At 55.2% G+C, this 14,250-nt stretch carries 16 protein-coding genes and 1 tRNA gene; 14 read left to right on the plus strand and 3 right to left on the minus strand.

The window, feature by feature from the left end; genetic code table 11:
- Window positions 1-13: 13 nt before the first annotated feature.
- The 9 genes from purE (at window position 14) to FO488_RS04070 (ending at window position 6,726) form a co-directional block, all read left to right on the plus strand.
- Entirely contained in the window at window positions 14-535 is a 522-nt protein-coding gene (purE, locus tag FO488_RS04035; RefSeq protein ID WP_149209366.1) for a 5-(carboxyamino)imidazole ribonucleotide mutase, read from the plus strand.
- A gap of 84 nt (window positions 536-619) precedes the next feature.
- On the plus strand, window positions 620-883 hold the full coding sequence (locus FO488_RS04040; protein WP_149209367.1) for a cytochrome c3 family protein: 264 nt from the start codon (window positions 620-622) through the stop codon (window positions 881-883).
- Window positions 884-1,089: 206 nt separating this feature from the next.
- Entirely contained in the window at window positions 1,090-2,454 is a 1,365-nt protein-coding gene (locus FO488_RS04045) for a cytochrome c biogenesis protein ResB (protein ID WP_149209368.1), read from the plus strand.
- 17 nt (window positions 2,455-2,471) lie between these two features.
- Window positions 2,472-3,326: a c-type cytochrome biogenesis protein CcsB gene (gene ccsB, locus FO488_RS04050; RefSeq protein ID WP_149209369.1), complete on the plus strand. Its 855-nt coding sequence runs from the start codon at window positions 2,472-2,474 to the stop codon at window positions 3,324-3,326.
- Window positions 3,327-3,416: 90 nt separating this feature from the next.
- Complete coding sequence (locus tag FO488_RS19825) at window positions 3,417-3,809, plus strand: glycosyltransferase family 2 protein (protein ID WP_240732170.1); 393 nt, start codon at window positions 3,417-3,419, stop codon at window positions 3,807-3,809.
- Complete coding sequence (locus FO488_RS19830) at window positions 3,770-4,399, plus strand: hypothetical protein (RefSeq protein WP_240732171.1); 630 nt, start codon at window positions 3,770-3,772, stop codon at window positions 4,397-4,399. The genes FO488_RS19825 and FO488_RS19830 overlap by 40 nt, the downstream gene beginning before the upstream one ends.
- Before the next feature lie 40 nt (window positions 4,400-4,439).
- Window positions 4,440-5,384: a glycosyltransferase family 2 protein gene (locus tag FO488_RS04060; protein ID WP_149209370.1), complete on the plus strand. Its 945-nt coding sequence runs from the start codon at window positions 4,440-4,442 to the stop codon at window positions 5,382-5,384.
- Window positions 5,377-6,564 (plus strand): glycosyltransferase, encoded by a 1,188-nt coding sequence (locus tag FO488_RS04065; protein ID WP_240732172.1) that lies wholly within the window; start codon window positions 5,377-5,379, stop codon window positions 6,562-6,564. Before FO488_RS04060 ends, FO488_RS04065 begins: the two co-directional genes overlap by 8 nt.
- Window positions 6,565-6,651: 87 nt before the next feature.
- Window positions 6,652-6,726, plus strand: a tRNA-Gly gene (locus FO488_RS04070).
- A gap of 12 nt (window positions 6,727-6,738) precedes the next feature.
- On the opposite strand, the gene FO488_RS04075 is transcribed toward FO488_RS04070, so the two are convergent.
- Together FO488_RS04075 and FO488_RS04080 are read right to left on the minus strand one after the other, a co-directional pair.
- Window positions 6,739-8,241 carry a tyrosine-type recombinase/integrase gene (locus FO488_RS04075; RefSeq protein WP_149209371.1) on the minus strand — a complete coding sequence of 501 codons (1,503 nt, stop codon included), beginning with the start codon at window positions 8,239-8,241 and terminating at the stop codon, window positions 6,739-6,741.
- Window positions 8,242-8,928: 687 nt separating this feature from the next.
- Window positions 8,929-9,894 (minus strand): phage integrase family protein, encoded by a 966-nt coding sequence (locus tag FO488_RS04080; RefSeq protein WP_149209372.1) that lies wholly within the window; start codon window positions 9,892-9,894, stop codon window positions 8,929-8,931.
- Between the two features lie 359 nt (window positions 9,895-10,253).
- Between FO488_RS04080 and FO488_RS04085 the strand changes: the two genes are divergently transcribed.
- The gene (locus FO488_RS04085) at window positions 10,254-10,703 is read left to right on the plus strand and encodes a hypothetical protein (RefSeq protein ID WP_149209373.1); all 450 of its coding nucleotides are present in this window, start codon (window positions 10,254-10,256) and stop codon (window positions 10,701-10,703) included.
- Window positions 10,704-11,390: 687 nt separating this feature from the next.
- Here the strand turns inward: FO488_RS04085 and FO488_RS04090 are convergent.
- Window positions 11,391-11,735 (minus strand): helix-turn-helix domain-containing protein, encoded by a 345-nt coding sequence (locus FO488_RS04090; protein ID WP_168205869.1) that lies wholly within the window; start codon window positions 11,733-11,735, stop codon window positions 11,391-11,393.
- Between the two features lie 180 nt (window positions 11,736-11,915).
- Between FO488_RS04090 and FO488_RS04095 the strand changes: the two genes are divergently transcribed.
- The 4 genes from FO488_RS04095 (at window position 11,916) to FO488_RS04110 (ending at window position 14,148) form a co-directional block, all read left to right on the plus strand.
- Window positions 11,916-12,320, plus strand: coding sequence for a hypothetical protein (locus tag FO488_RS04095; protein WP_149209375.1), 405 nt, complete (start codon window positions 11,916-11,918; stop codon window positions 12,318-12,320).
- A 43-nt stretch (window positions 12,321-12,363) separates the two neighbouring features.
- A complete protein-coding gene (locus FO488_RS04100) occupies window positions 12,364-13,005 on the plus strand; it encodes a hypothetical protein (protein WP_149209376.1) in 642 nt (213 codons plus the stop codon).
- A 14-nt stretch (window positions 13,006-13,019) separates the two neighbouring features.
- The gene (locus FO488_RS04105; protein ID WP_149209377.1) at window positions 13,020-13,304 is read left to right on the plus strand and encodes a hypothetical protein; all 285 of its coding nucleotides are present in this window, start codon (window positions 13,020-13,022) and stop codon (window positions 13,302-13,304) included.
- A 232-nt stretch (window positions 13,305-13,536) separates the two neighbouring features.
- The gene (locus FO488_RS04110) at window positions 13,537-14,148 is read left to right on the plus strand and encodes a hypothetical protein (protein WP_149209378.1); all 612 of its coding nucleotides are present in this window, start codon (window positions 13,537-13,539) and stop codon (window positions 14,146-14,148) included.
- The last annotated feature ends 102 nt before the right edge of the window (window positions 14,149-14,250 follow it).

Below are 14,250 nucleotides of genomic sequence, written 5' to 3' on the forward strand. Positions count from 1 at the left end.
AAGGAGTGAAGTTATGCAAGTAACGGAACATTCACCGAAAGTCCTGCTCATGATGGGAAGCGATTCCGACCTGCCGGTCATGCAGGAGGCCTGCGAGGTGCTCCGGAAATTCGGCATTCCCCATGAGATGCATATCGCCTCGGCCCACCGCTCCCCCGCCAAGGCCATGGCCCTGGCTTCGGAAGCGGCCGGCCGGGGCATCAGGGCGATCATCGCCGGAGCCGGGATGGCCGCCCACCTGGCCGGGGTGGTGGCAGCCAAGACCACCCTGCCGGTGATCGGGGTGCCCATGCCGGGTGGGGCGCTGAACGGCGTGGATGCCCTCTACTCCACGGTGCAGATGCCGGGGGGGATCCCGGTGGCCACCATGGCCATCGGCAAGGCCGGGGCCAAGAATGCCGGGCTGTTCGTCGTCCAGATGCTGGCCCTGAACGATGAAGGGCTCGCCGGGGCGTTGAAGGAGTACCGTCGCGAGATGGAGGACGAGGTGGAGCGCAAGGACGCCGCTCTGCAGACGGCCGGCCGCGAGGCCTGAGCCGGAGGGGTTTTTGCTTGACATCCATTTTCGCCCTGTAGTAGTTTTGTCCGGTTTTTTACCATTTCCCCAAGGAGGAATACGATGAAAAAAGCTGTTATTGCGCTGTTTGCCCTGGTTGCGTTCGCTGGCACCGCCTTTGCCGCTCCTGAAGTCATCGAGATGAAAAAAGGGGTGAAGTTCGGCCACAAGGCCCATGTTGCCGCTGTGGGCAACTGCAAGAAGTGCCACGAAACGAAACCGGGCAAGATCGAAGGCTTCGGCAAGGACTGGGCTCACAAGAACTGTAAAGGGTGCCACGCCGAAGGCAAAAAAGGCCCCACGAGCTGCAAAGAGTGCCACAAGTAATTATCGGGATTGTATAGTTTTAACGTAGCCTTGAGAGGGATAACACTAGCCTGTTGTTATCCCTCTTTTTTTGTGGCGAGTGGTGTAAATCGGAACGATTCCGAAAAAAAAGAGTACATTTTTTGTCGTTCTTGCGCTAAAGTTACCTGCATCAGAGCCTGCCGCCCGGGGCGGCGGGCCGTCGACACCATGATCGGGAGAGACCATTGGCAACCACCAACCGCAGCTTCGCTCAGGCACTTTGGGATTTTTTCTGTTCACTCAAACTCACCATCTTCCTCCTCATATCCCTGGCCCTCACCTCCATCATCGGCACCGTTCTGCCCCAGGGTAAGCTGCCGCCGGAGTACGTGGCCGAGATCAGCCCCGCAAAGCTCCAGATCTATTCCAAACTCGGATTTTTCGACATGTATCACAGCTGGTGGTTCATACTGCTGCTGTATGTCTTCAGCATCAACCTGATCTGCTGTTCCATCAAGCGCCTGCCGCATGTCTTCAAATTCATCAGCGAACCGGCCCTGGTATTGGGTGAAAGCCTGCGCAACGGCTTTTCCCTCAAGCAGGACCTCAAGATTACGGCGTCGCTCGACAAGGGGCGCGAGGCCCTGGTGGCGTTTCTCGGCAAGGAGTTCGGCTCCCCGGTCGTCACGGAGCAGGACGGGGAATATCACCTCTTTGCCCAGAAGAACGCCTGGTGCCGCTTGGGCGTGTATGTCGTCCATCTGAGCATTCTCGTCATCTTTGTCGGCGCCATCATCGGATCGCTGTTCGGATATAAAGGTTTCGCCGCCATCGTCGAGGGTACCGGGGTGTCGAGTATCCAGACCAACAGCGGTGCTGAGGTCCCCCTGGGGTTTGAGGTGCGCTGCGAGAAGTTCAACGTCACCTTCTACGACTCCGGCGCACCCAAGGAGTTCAAGAGCATTCTGACGGTCCTGGAGAATGGTCGCCCGGTCCCGGGGCTTACCAATGTCCGGGTCGTGGTGAACGAACCGCTCTCCTACAAGGGGTTCACCTTTTACCAGTCCAGTTACGGCCAGGCCACCGAGAGCAGCGACCACACCTTTTCGATACAGGCGCGTTCGGGTGGGGCTGCCGACCATCTCACTCTGCGGGAGGGGCAGGGGACCATCCTGAAGGACGGCACCGCTTTCAAACTGCTGGAAACGACCCAGGATATCCGCCAGTTCATGCCCAATTTCTCCGGGCCGGCCGCCAGGATCGAGGTGACCCCCAAGGGTGGGGCTCCCCAGACCTACATCGTGTTCAAGGACTTTCCCGATGCCAATGCCCAGCGGGGCGACGCGTTGCAGGTCGTGTACGAAGGCTCCAACGCCAAGATGTACACCGGGCTCCAGGTGGCCAAAGACCCGGGCGTCTGGGTGGTCTGGCTGGGATGCACCCTGATGGTGTGCGGTCTGTTCATCGCTTTCTTCATGTCTCACAAACGGGTCTGGATCGTCGTTGCCAAGGGGTATGCCCGCATGTACGGCAATGCCAGCAAAAACCAGGCTCAATTCCAGATGCAGTTCGAAGAGCTGTCCGACAAGTTTAAAAACCTGAAAATCTAGCGGAGGTTACCTAGTTTATGACAAGTTCACTGCTCTTCAACGTGACAACGCTCGCCTACATGGCGTCCATGGTTGTCTTCTTCGCATTCCTCGCCAGCAAGAACAAGGCCATCGGCCTGACCGGCAGCCTGCTGGCCTATGCCGGCTTCGCCGTCCAGACCCTGGCCATTGCCATGCGCTGGAAGGAGTCCTACGACATGGGGTACGGCCACGCCCCCCTGTCCAACCTGTACGAGTCGGTGGTCTTCTTCTCCTGGACCATCATCCTCATCTACATGTTCATCGAGATGAAGTACAAATACCGCATCGTCGGCGCTTTCGTGGTTCCCTTTGCCCTGCTGGGCATGGCCTGGGCCCAGCTCGGCATGCGCAGCGGCATCGAGCCGCTGGTGCCGGCGCTCCAGAGCAACTGGCTGCTGTACCACGTGGTCACCTGCTTCCTCGGCTATGCGGCCTTTGCCGTGGCCTGCGGCATCTCCATCATGTACCTGGTCAAGGCCAAGAGCGAAGAGAGCGGGGGGGGCGCCGCCGGCGGCCTCATGGGCATGTTTCCGCCCATCCGGGTGCTGGACGACCTGAATTATCGCGCCATCATGATCGGTTTCCCCCTGCTCACCCTGGGCATCATCACCGGCGCGGCCTGGGCCAACTACGCCTGGGGCACCTACTGGAGCTGGGACCCCAAGGAAACCTGGTCCCTCATCGTCTGGTTCGTGTACGCCGCGTTTCTCCACGCCCGCTTCACCCGCGGCTGGGTCGGCAAGCGCGCCGCCTGGCTCTCCATCATCGGTTTCGCGGCCACCATCTTCTGCTACCTGGGGGTCAACCTGTTCCTGTCCGGCCTCCACAGCTACGGCAGCTCGAAGATGTAGCAGGCTATTGTGTTGTTTCGGCAACATTTTAGGTGATTTTGTCCAGCGACTATGGTTATATGAGCCGGGAATGCTATTCCCGGCTTTTTTATGAACAAACCAACCATTTCCATCATCATTCCGGTCAAACCCGGTTTCAGCGTGACGGCCGCCCAGCGGCTGGCGGCGGTGGAGTACCCGCGTGACCGGTACGAGATCATTGTCGCCGAGGGATACAGTCCGAGCCGCCAGAGGAACAGGGCGGCGGCGCAGGCCCGGGGGGAGATCGTCTGCTTTCTGGACGACGACTCCCTCACCGCCCCCGATTTTCTGACCACCGTCGCCAAACATTACGAGAACCCGCAGGTGACGGCCGTGGGCGGCCCGTCCCTCACCCCGGCCAGCGATTCCATCCTGCAACGGAGCATCGGCGCGGCCCTGGCCTCGGCCCTGGGGGGGGCGGGATGCGCAACCGCTACCGGGCCTGGGGCGAGGCGCGCCTGACCGACGACAGCGAGCTGATCTTGTGCAACCTGAGTTTCCGCAGGGAGCGTTTTTTGGCTTTCGGCGGCCTGGATGAGCGGCTCTACCCCAACGAAGAGAACGAACTCCTGGACCGGATGCTGCATGCCGGGGAGGGGCTGGTCCACGACCCGCATCTGGCGGTCTTCCGCAGCCAACGTCCCACCTGGCGTCTGCTTTGCCGCCAGTTTCTGAACTACGGCCGGGGCCGGGCCGAACAGACCGTCATCAGCAGGCGTCTCCGGCCGGTAAGCCTGCTGCCGGCCCTGTTCATGGCCTACGTGCTGCTGGTGCCGTTTTTCCCGGTGTCACCACTCTGGCTGCCCCTGGCCTGTTACGGGCTCCTGTTGCTGGCCGTTTCCGCCGGGGAGGCGGGCCGGGCTCGCAGCCTGGGGATGTTCGTGCGCCTGCCGTTCATCTACGCCATCATCCACCTGGCTTATGGGGCCGGGCTCTGGTGGGGGGCACTGGGCGCCCTCCCGGGCAGGCGGCCCAAACCGGGGGGCGAGGTGACCCTGCGCCAGGTGAAGGGGCTGACCGGCCCGCCGGCAGCGCCAGCAGCCGCAAAATAATGCATATCAAGTGTTTGGATACAAGGGGGACACGGTGAGTATGGAGTTGAGCATTGTCGTGCCGATCTACAACGAGGAGGAGAACGTGGCGGCGCTCTACGGGAGCATTCGTGACGCCCTGGCCCGGACCTCCCTCGACTACGAAACCATCTTTGTGGACGACGGTTCGAGCGACGGCTCGTTCAAACTGTTGAAGGAGATCGCCGCCCAGGACCAACGGGTGAAGCTCCTGCGCTTCCGCCGCAATTTCGGCCAGACCGCAGCCATGGCCGCAGGATTCGACGCGGCCAAAGGGGCGGTTATCATCCCCATGGATGGCGATCTCCAGAACGACCCGGCCGACATCCCCCGCCTTCTGGAAAAGCTCCACGAGGGGTATGACGTGGTCTCAGGATGGCGCAAGGAGCGCAAGGATACTTTTGTAACCCGCAAGATCCCCTCCCTGCTGGCCAACTCTCTCATCTCCGCCCTGACCGGCGTGCACCTACATGACTACGGCTGCACCCTCAAGGCCTACCGCCGCGAGGTGCTGGACGGCATCAACCTCTACGGCGAGATGCACCGCTTCGTGCCGGCCCTGGCCTCCCAGGTGGGGGCAAAGGTCACGGAGTTGCCGGTCAACCACCGCCCGCGCCTGTACGGCAAGAGCAAGTACGGCATCTCCCGGACCCTGCGGGTGGTGCTGGACCTGATGACGGTCAAGTTCCTGCTGGCCTACTCCACCAAGCCGATCCAGCTCTTCGGCAAGTGGGGGATCTATACCCTGCTGGCCGGCTGCCTTTCCGGCGGTACCACGCTGTACATGAAGCTCTTCGAGAACGTGAGCATGAACCGCAACCCGCTGCTGATCCTCACCGCCTTCCTGCTGTTCATGGGGGTGCAGTTCATCGTCCTGGGGCTCTTGGGGGAACTGAACGCCCGGACCTACTTCGAGTCCCAGGGCAAGCCGATCTACGTGATCAGGGATAGGGTCAACCTTGGCTGATGGCGGGCTGAGAATCCTCATGGTGGCGCCGACCCCCTACTTCGCGGACCGGGGGTGCCATGTGCGCATCTTTGAGGAGGCCCGCGCCCTGCGCACCCTGGGGCACGACGTGCGCATCGCCACCTACCACATCGGCCGGGACCTGCCCGGCATCCCGGTGCTGCGCATCCCCCGCATACCGTGGTACAACCGGCTGGAAGCCGGTCCTTCCTGGCACAAGCTCTACCTCGACTTTTTGCTGCTCTGCAAGGCCGCCGCTTATAGCCTGCGTTTCCGCCCCCAGGTCATCCACGCCCACCTGCACGAAGGAGCCGCCATCGGCTGGCTGCTCAAGCTCATGACCCGCGTTCCCCTGGTCTTCGACTACCAGGGGAGCCTCAGCGGCGAATGCATCGACCACGGCTTCTTCAGGGCCGACTCCCGGGTGGCCCGCATTTTCCGCTGGGTGGAGCGGTTCATCAACAACCGTGCCGACCGGATCGTCACCAGTTCCACTGCCGGGTACACCGACCTGAGAGCAAACTGGGGGGTGGTGCCCGAACGCCTCGTCTCCGTCATTGACGGCGTGGATACGGACCAGTTCCGTCCCCACGACCGGCAGGAGGCGCGCAGCCGCCTGGGAATCGCCCCGGATGAGCCGGTGGTGGCCTACCTGGGCCTCATGAGCGCCTACCAGGGCACGGACCTGCTCCTGGACGCCATAGCGCTCCTGAAAGCGCAGGGGGTGCATGCCCGGTTCCTCATCATGGGCTTCCCCGTGGAGCGCTACCGGGCCATGGCCGAGGCCAAGGGGATCAACGACATGATCACCTTCACCGGCAAGGTGGATTACCGGGAGGCGCCACTCTTTCTTTCGGCGGCGGACCTGGCCGTCTCACCCAAGCTGTCGTTGACCGAGGCCAACGGCAAGCTCTTCAACTACATGGCCTGCGCCCTGCCGGTGGTGGTCTTTGACACCCCGGTCAACCGGGAGATCCTGGGGGATACGGGCATCTATGCGCCCCTGGGCGATACCGCCGCCTTTGCGGCCCGCGTCGCGGCCCTGCTGGCAGACCAGGAGGGCCTGAAAGGGAGGGGTGAGAGGGTGCGGTCCAAGGCGGTCCACGATCACGCCTGGCAGGCCCGGGGGGCTCTTTTAGCCGAGGTTTACCGGACGGTTACAGCCGTCGACCGCCACTAAATGGCCATAAACAGGGGGCCGTTGAAAAAAAGTAACAAAAAATATTGACACGCGAGCCTGATTTTGGTAGAAATCAAAGCTCACCACGCGGGAATAACTCAGTGGTAGAGTGCAACCTTGCCAAGGTTGAAGTCGCGGGTTCGAATCCCGTTTCCCGCTCCATAAGATAGCCAACTACCTCAGGTAGTTATCAGGATACAGCCCCTGACTTTGACCAAAACTTTGACCAAAAGCGATGGCCATGGCAGGGGCTTCTGCTATTTGCAGCGGTATGGCAGGCAACGCCATTTTCTGCCGGTATCGCTCTGGAAACGCAGTCCGCAACTCCTCCAGCGCCAGGAAATCATCCCCTAAGTAGTCCAGAATCTCCTGCCGTTCCTCGACCAACCCCTTGCGATACCTGCCGTACACTTCGTCAATCATCTTTTTGGTCGAGTGTCCCATCAGGTCCACCAGCCGGTTCTTGTTCACCCCGATCAAGAGCGCCCACTGTACGAAGGTATGCCGTGATGCATAGGGAACCCTGTTTTCGATGCCAGCCTGCCTGATCGCCTTGTCCCAGACCGTTTTGCGGAAAGAATCGTAATTGAACGGTCCCCCATCCTTCATGGTCAACAGAAAGGCTTGGGCCGGGAGTTCAAGGTCATCCTCGAATCTGATGATCCGGTTGGAAGTCGATGAAGCGGCTGCCTGTTCCGCCAATCTCTTCAGCTTGGCGGACAGGGGAATCTCGCGCTTGCGGTACCAGTTCTTGGGCTTGAACTTCAGGTGGCTCTTACCGTCCTTGTCACGGACCACCGCGCACCTCACCTGAATGGTCACGTCCTTAACATGCCGTTTCTGCAGTCCCTCCAACTCGCTGCCAATCATCCCCATCAGCAATAGTTCCATCACCACATGGTAGTGGGGATCAACACAGGCCAGCAGCTTGAGCCATTCCGGCAGCAGGAACACGTCCCTCGTGGAGCACGCCTCATCACCATCATCTGCCAAGGCCGCCTTTCGCTCCTTCTCCTGAACGGCCTTATCCTTAATCTCATCATACTTGGCTGAGATGCCTTCGAACGGATTGTGCAGGAACCAGTTGTGATCGTTGACAGCCGCACTCCATACCTTGGACATGGGAATCAGGAGATTCTTGATGCGCTTCACGGATAGGTTGCCCTGAGAACCCTTGCTCCTCTTCAAATTGTCAATGAACAGTTCGATTTCCGTAGCCGTGATTTTGGAGAAGGGCATCTCACCAAAATACGGCAGGATTCTCGAATTCAGCGCTTCCCGGTAATCCCGCTGCTTGGTGATCGAGGCAAAGGTCGGGATCTTACGAGCCATCCAGCCCTCTGCATAATCACGGAACAGGACGTGTTCCGCTTCCGGCTGGTAATCATTCCCTTCCAACTGGGTGAAGTGTTCTTTGGTCCGAGCGTCAAGCCAGTAAAACGATTTGGAGAAAGAGAACGTCCGGCGCTTGATTTTTTCGCCCACCTTGTCCATAAACTCGCAGAGTTCTTCCCAGTTTTCCGGGGTATCCTCCCGGTCGGTCGGGAACCGCAGGCGCTGCTTGAAATAGTTCATCGAAATATAGATGAACCGCGACCCTTTCATGGTGTACAGGCTACCGAACTCGGGCTTTCTGTGCCATGGTTTCTTCATTTCCGTTGCAACTGTCTTCTTCATCCTATGATCCTTTCATATTCAGGTACCCCCTCTCGGCTGATTTCGTTTGCCGGACAAGAATACTCTTGCATATGTGGGCCATCAAGCTCGAAATTTCAAACGCGCCCGATTTGGTTTTTTCGTTGATAGGAGTGGCCTTTCCGGGACCGGTTTTGGCGCCAGTGCCCGCATCAAGTTCGCAACGTACTCAGGCCCCCACGGAAAACGGTATATGCGGCCATCGTGAAGGTAATGCTCTCCTTCCACAAGCTTCCCATCTCTCAGCCAATTGCGAACGGTGTTTAGGCAAATACCCATCCTTTGCGCAAAGGTGCCTAAATCTAGCATTTCGAGGCTATCCACGTTATTCGGTTTTTCGGCCAAGCCATTTCTCAAATTTCTGAACCCCTGGAGCAGATGGGGGTGGTAAAAAAACTCCCTACCATCTATATCAGTAGGGTGTCCATTTTTTTGGGGGGGCTTAAACGCAAAAACCCCCGCAAGGCTTGTGCCCTGCGGGGGTTCGATGTGAAACATTATAGACAAGTACAGCAGCTACTGATAACCTCGAAGTGGGAGTTTGCCGCCGAACGCCAATAAACGATCAACTCAATCTCGCCTTACGGGCATGATTTACTGCTGTATGAATCTCTTGTCATCCTGCCTCAGCCAGCTCTAAGCCGGTGACGCTATAATACGATCATATTCCTATTTTCCGAAAACATAGTGTTCGGTGATCGAAATTCGATGGTGCCCCATTTCCGCCGAGACCACCCCCAAGGCTTTTTCGTAGGAAACGCCACGCCCCAAGAGATCGGAAAAACGCTCCTGCGCAAAATTCCACCTCAGTCCGTGGGACGAATTAAAGGTTTGGCTCGTGGCGGCGGCAGCTGCTTTGAGCTCTGTACGATAAGCCTTGTGCCCTATTGCGAACTCTCCATTTTTCAAGATATGGCTTTGCAGTGCGGAGTAGGCGTGTTGCGACACCGTGGTGGTCAATACGGCGCCACCCTTACATATGTACTCTATCTGTCCGCGCAGTTCTCCCGTGTATTTATCTATTACCAGTCCTTTCAGCTGATCCGGCGAAATGCGGCTGGCAGCGGTAATGCGCAGGCCCCCCTCGCGTTGTATCTCCGCAGCCAACCGCCCGATGTCTGTTCTCAGGGCCGCAATCAAAGACGTCGGGTCAGAATAGTTCCTCGTCCCCTCGAACCTATGCAATTCTGCTCGCGCCTCTGGCCGGAGCGCCGCTACCGCGGCGCGATAACTAAAATCTTTTTCAACCCCCCGTACTGCCTGGGAGAATTTTACCTGGGCTTGCTCAAGCTTGCTGAAGGCCGCGGAATAACCATTCCAGTGGCTCAGAGAAACCCCGAGATCAATTTTTTCGGCCAAAAAAGCGGCAACATGGGCGCTGGTTATCTTTTCAACGTCCTTGATTCCATCAACTTCGCGCGCCCATTTGGCAAGTTCCACGCATTTGTCGAAATACCCTTCATTGGTGCCGTTGTTGTGGATGCTTGTTAGGGTTGCTACGGCACTCGAAGTTGCGGATTCCCCACGATCCATCAGGTATGAACGGGCTTCTTGTTTGTCGGCAAATTTTGATGTTCCAACACCATTAATTTCTTGAAATAATCTACCAACTTGAGAATTAAAGTTTCCACGCATGTGCACCCCCTTTCTGCCTGTAATTTATAGACCCGACAGGCGGCGGAAGACGGGTTAAGAACCAGCCTGTTCTGTCCCTTGTGGGACGAGGAAGGCTTCACCTCTGCTGCTCTGCCGGCAAACCGCCACGGCCCGGTAGTCAGCCGGGCCGGCAACCTCGCCGGCGAGGTTGCGAATTCGACACATGGGAGGACGCGATTTCTGCGAATTGAAGTGACTTGTTAGCCGTTTTGTCTGACGACAAAACGGCTAACTTGACATGGCGCAACTCCGCGCCTATTGTGAATTCACAACACCCAACGACCTATTGTCCAGTGAGAGTGTTGGACACTCTCACTGGACAAAAAAAGGACAAAAAAATGATACTGTCAGATGAAGTGACGAAAAAGGGATTGGCATGGCTTTCCCGGCAAACGGCCGCCATGCGTATTGAGGTTTTCAGGTTGGCGATGAATCTACGAAGGGAAACCTTGAACAGGCTGCGGGCTACGGCGAATGTCGATGCGAAGAATTCACCCGAGATAGAAGAACAGTCGTTGTTGACTGCCATCCAGAAGATGAGGCAACCAAGACTGAAGTCAAGCGATGCGCTTGAAGAGATTGCCGCCAGAAGGGCGGCATCTGCCAAAAGCAGCAAAAACAAAAAAAGTCCCAAAACGGACTTGCTCATAACCCTCATGCCCGAGATCATAAAGCTGCGGGAAACAGGGATGAGTTATGCGGAAATCGCCAAAGCGCTCAAACGGAAAACCAGGAAAGGTATATCAAAATCCCTTATCCAATCGGTATGCGTTAACTATAACAAGTGAGCCTCCGTCGGTAGCAACCAGGCTCTAACTGATAAGCAATAAACTCAGGGCAATATGTCCTAAGTTGCTTAGTGAAAACCCTGGAATTTATGAATTGGCAAATCTGAAATCGTCGGAATATCCGACGGTCAGTACCAATGCGTATTTTGTTCGATAGCTTTTTAAAGTGGACTGAACGAAGTCAATTTTGGGTGGGCTTGAGGTGCTGTAGGCGCACTACTCCCTTTGATGATTCTGAATTGAGATCCCTGGCGCGATATGCCGAGACATATAATGGCCGGGAACGACTCTCCAAGAGGAGATAATCTGCGGGGTCAAGAACCCAGAAAGTTTCGCAGACGAAAGGTATCTTCACTATACGGGTTTTTCGCAGAATTTCAACCTCAAAATCCCCTCTACCAGCCCGTAAAAGTACGTAATGTCAACAATAATCGAGTAGGCTCAAGGCTTACAGAGCAGAAAAAAATCGATTCATAGGGGTGCGCCTCAGTGAAAAGGTCAGCCCGGACGCCGATGTCGGGTTAACTTGTAGCCGATTCACACTGACCAGACAGGCAAATGTCCTGAGCTTGGTTGAGGCAAGCCGTGAATTGATTGTACTCACGCAGTTTCTGTATGCCCGCCTTGTCTCCAGGCCATAGATTGTCGGCATGTCGCTGAAATGAATCAGGATGGAAGGTGGGGAGTTTACTTTTTGATTCCAGTCAGAAGACCTTTTATTGTTGCAAGGAATATTTTTTGTTCTTTCTCGCTGAGACTCCTGATTTTCATTAATGCCATCATAAGGTCATCTCGTTCTACCTTTGCTTGATTAATATCAATTAGCTGAGGTAGCGGCACATCCAGACTGATTGCCATGCGGCGAAAAATGCCGATTGAGGCATTAGCCTTGGCATTCTCGATGTTTGAAATGTATGTGGGATGGACTCCGGCTAATTCGGCAAGTCGTTCTTGTGAGATTCCGTGAGCTTTTCGGAAGTCGCGTACTCGATACCCCAACAATTTTAAAAACTCTTTTTCTTCATTTCCCATGTCTTCCATGGGTTAGAGAATAGTCTAAGCCAGCTTCAATATTAACAGATAAAAGTAGAAAATTATTTTGTAAAAAAGTTAGACAATAGTACATATTATATTTGCTCATTAACAACATACATGATACAAAGATGACTGAGATCAGGAAGGAATCACCGCCAGGGCGGCAAGATAAACGAAATGAAAACATGCTGCAGTTCATCAAACAGACTGAGAACAACCGGCCTGGACGGCATCCACAATAAGACTCTGATCCGGGATGAGGGAAGTGATATGGGACCTTCAAAGTTGGCAAAATTTTTCGGATACTTCATCATTTGGCTTTTTGCACTGGTGCTTATCGGTGGGCTTTTTGGTGCTGGTGGTTTTGCACTAGTTATCCTGGGAACTATAATAATCGGCCCCATTGCTCTGATCAGGGCGTTTAATGCTAAGCCATACCCCAAGTATGAATTTGATGACAGTTCCATTAAGGTCGTTAATGAAGAGATTGAACCGGAACCGATGATGGCTACTAACGAAAGATCTATTTGGGCAGGAGATTTCAATACAAGCGTTACCCAAAGGATGTTCTTCGAAGATTAATAAGCACATTGAACGGTACAACTCGGAGCAATTGGAGAATTCATTGAAAAAGAGCATATTTGCATGCATCGCCCTAGCAATTGTGGCAATTGCAGGCTGCGCAACCGGCTCAAGAGATACCATCCCTGCGTTGGTTATCAATAACGAATCGTTCGCTACCATCCCGGTGTCCACTCCGATTCTGTTCATTGACAACAAAAAAGTGAACCTGCCTCCGAAATACAAGGAAAACTGGCCACCAGACATCCCAGGGGTAAAAATTGCCTCTGAGATACCTTACAGCTACAGCGGGTTCGAGAGCCACCGTCCCGAATATGATTTCGTCACCTACCCAGCCCTTCAAGTCGCTCAGGTGAAGGACTCTGGCGCTGTATTTGCGGTCAGGGAATCATTCTTCACTGTGCAGTCTACGTCTGGTATAGGTGCTGTCGGCGACACCGTCCTCGTTGGCGGGGTAATAACGGTAGCTCAGTTTGTCCCTGGCGTTGGCAGCGTAGTAACCAGCATGCTCCAAGGCATGGGAACAACAAACTCCGCTTCGGTCACAAACAGCTCGTTCGACATTAAGCATGCGCTTTACGACGTTCTGTACCCAGATGGTAAGAAAGCTGTTTATCATTGCGGGAACGTTGAAGTGTTTGACTGTCGTGCGCGATTGATTGCAGCATTGAAGAACCGTCACTGATAAGGGCACAGTACATGCTCGTTACCTACCCCCAACTTCATGTTGACCAACTGATCAAATCGGGCGCGGCAGCAGGTATCTATGAATACTTCTACACCAAGGATGCGCCCAGCAGCGGCACCAGCAATCTTGCCGTAGCCACCGTGCTGGAAGGCGGGGGCATGGCAGCAGCCAAAGTAGGCGCACTCGCCAGTAGCGCTGCCACCGGCATGCTGGTAGGCATTAGCTCCGGATTCACCAGCGGTAGCACCGGTGCTTCGATAAAGTCAGCCGTAGCGGACATCCGATCTATTGGGTGACACACGCCGACGGCACGAGAGTCATCTACCATTGCGACCTAGAGATCAAATCTCTTGACTGTCGCAACCTGCTGCTGGTCGCCCTCAAAAACAGGCATTGAAAACAAACACCATCGAGAGTTCCTTCTGTCGCAAGCCAGCAAATAGATGCGCCATTGGGTTCGCAACACTATGAACATATCGAAAATAAAGAAGTTTTGAAACCATTTACTGAGCAAGACTAGGAGGATACGTGGCTCAAGAATACGGATTTGATGCCTCTGGTGCTCAACCAAAAGGCGCTGCTAAGGTGCTAGGTGCCATCTTCTTGTGGATTGTATTAGCTGTCTTTGCTGGTGGGCTGTTTGGGCCGAGCGGTTTAGTTTTTGTAATCATTGCAATTGCAATTTCGATCTTCATCGGAAATAAAAAATGCGCTCTTTGCGGCTGTGGGGTTAATAAAGATACTTCACGCGATATCCCTGACTTTGAAGGTCTCACTTGGTCTCTGAGGCCGTATCCCACTTCTGTCGGAAGAATTTGTGAGAAGTGCGATCCTGAGGTCAAGAAGCATGAACAGGCATATGACGAGGCCATGAAGCGTGCTGCGGAATATGAAACATGGCCAGAGACATACAAGGGGAGAATCCCCGTCTCCAATGGTTCGGAGAAGGAACCGCTAAAGTCAGACTGGATCAAAGGGAAGGAAAACGCAAAAAATCAGTTAATCATAACAGCAGCTTATATGCATTCCGACTGCAACGCGATTATAAAGTTAAGGTTTACTCAACAACAGGAATCAAGTGGCAATTACAACTATACGGCATGGCAAGCTATTGGTATTCCATGCAAATTAGCATTATAAACCAGCACCATGAGGCGTATGCCAAACTAAGCAGAGGACACATGAAGAAAATCGTGTTGGCTCCTCTTGCAACCGTCCGCCTGTGTATTCCTTAGATGTTTC

Source organism: Geobacter sp. FeAm09 (genome assembly GCF_008330225.1).
In the GTDB taxonomy this organism is placed as follows: Bacteria; Desulfobacterota; Desulfuromonadia; order Geobacterales; family Pseudopelobacteraceae; genus Oryzomonas.

Bases quoted from the DNA above. Each gene is read 5' to 3' on its own strand.
- purE (WP_149209366.1), top strand. From the start codon at position 14: ATGCAAGTAACGGAACATTCACCGAAAGTCCTGCTCATGATGGGAAGC.
- FO488_RS04040 (WP_149209367.1), top strand. From the start codon at position 620: ATGAAAAAAGCTGTTATTGCGCTGTTTGCCCTGGTTGCGTTCGCTGGC.
- ccsB (WP_149209369.1), top strand. From the start codon at position 2,472: ATGACAAGTTCACTGCTCTTCAACGTGACAACGCTCGCCTACATGGCG.
- FO488_RS19825 (WP_240732170.1), top strand. From the start codon at position 3,417: ATGAACAAACCAACCATTTCCATCATCATTCCGGTCAAACCCGGTTTC.
- FO488_RS19830 (WP_240732171.1), top strand. From the start codon at position 3,770: ATGCGCAACCGCTACCGGGCCTGGGGCGAGGCGCGCCTGACCGACGAC.
- FO488_RS04060 (WP_149209370.1), top strand. From the start codon at position 4,440: ATGGAGTTGAGCATTGTCGTGCCGATCTACAACGAGGAGGAGAACGTG.
- FO488_RS04075 (WP_149209371.1), bottom strand. From the start codon at position 8,241: ATGAAGAAGACAGTTGCAACGGAAATGAAGAAACCATGGCACAGAAAG.
- FO488_RS04080 (WP_149209372.1), bottom strand. From the start codon at position 9,894: ATGCGTGGAAACTTTAATTCTCAAGTTGGTAGATTATTTCAAGAAATT.
- FO488_RS04085 (WP_149209373.1), top strand. From the start codon at position 10,254: ATGATACTGTCAGATGAAGTGACGAAAAAGGGATTGGCATGGCTTTCC.
- FO488_RS04090 (WP_168205869.1), bottom strand. From the start codon at position 11,735: ATGGGAAATGAAGAAAAAGAGTTTTTAAAATTGTTGGGGTATCGAGTA.
- FO488_RS04095 (WP_149209375.1), top strand. From the start codon at position 11,916: ATGAAAACATGCTGCAGTTCATCAAACAGACTGAGAACAACCGGCCTG.
- FO488_RS04105 (WP_149209377.1), top strand. From the start codon at position 13,020: ATGCTCGTTACCTACCCCCAACTTCATGTTGACCAACTGATCAAATCG.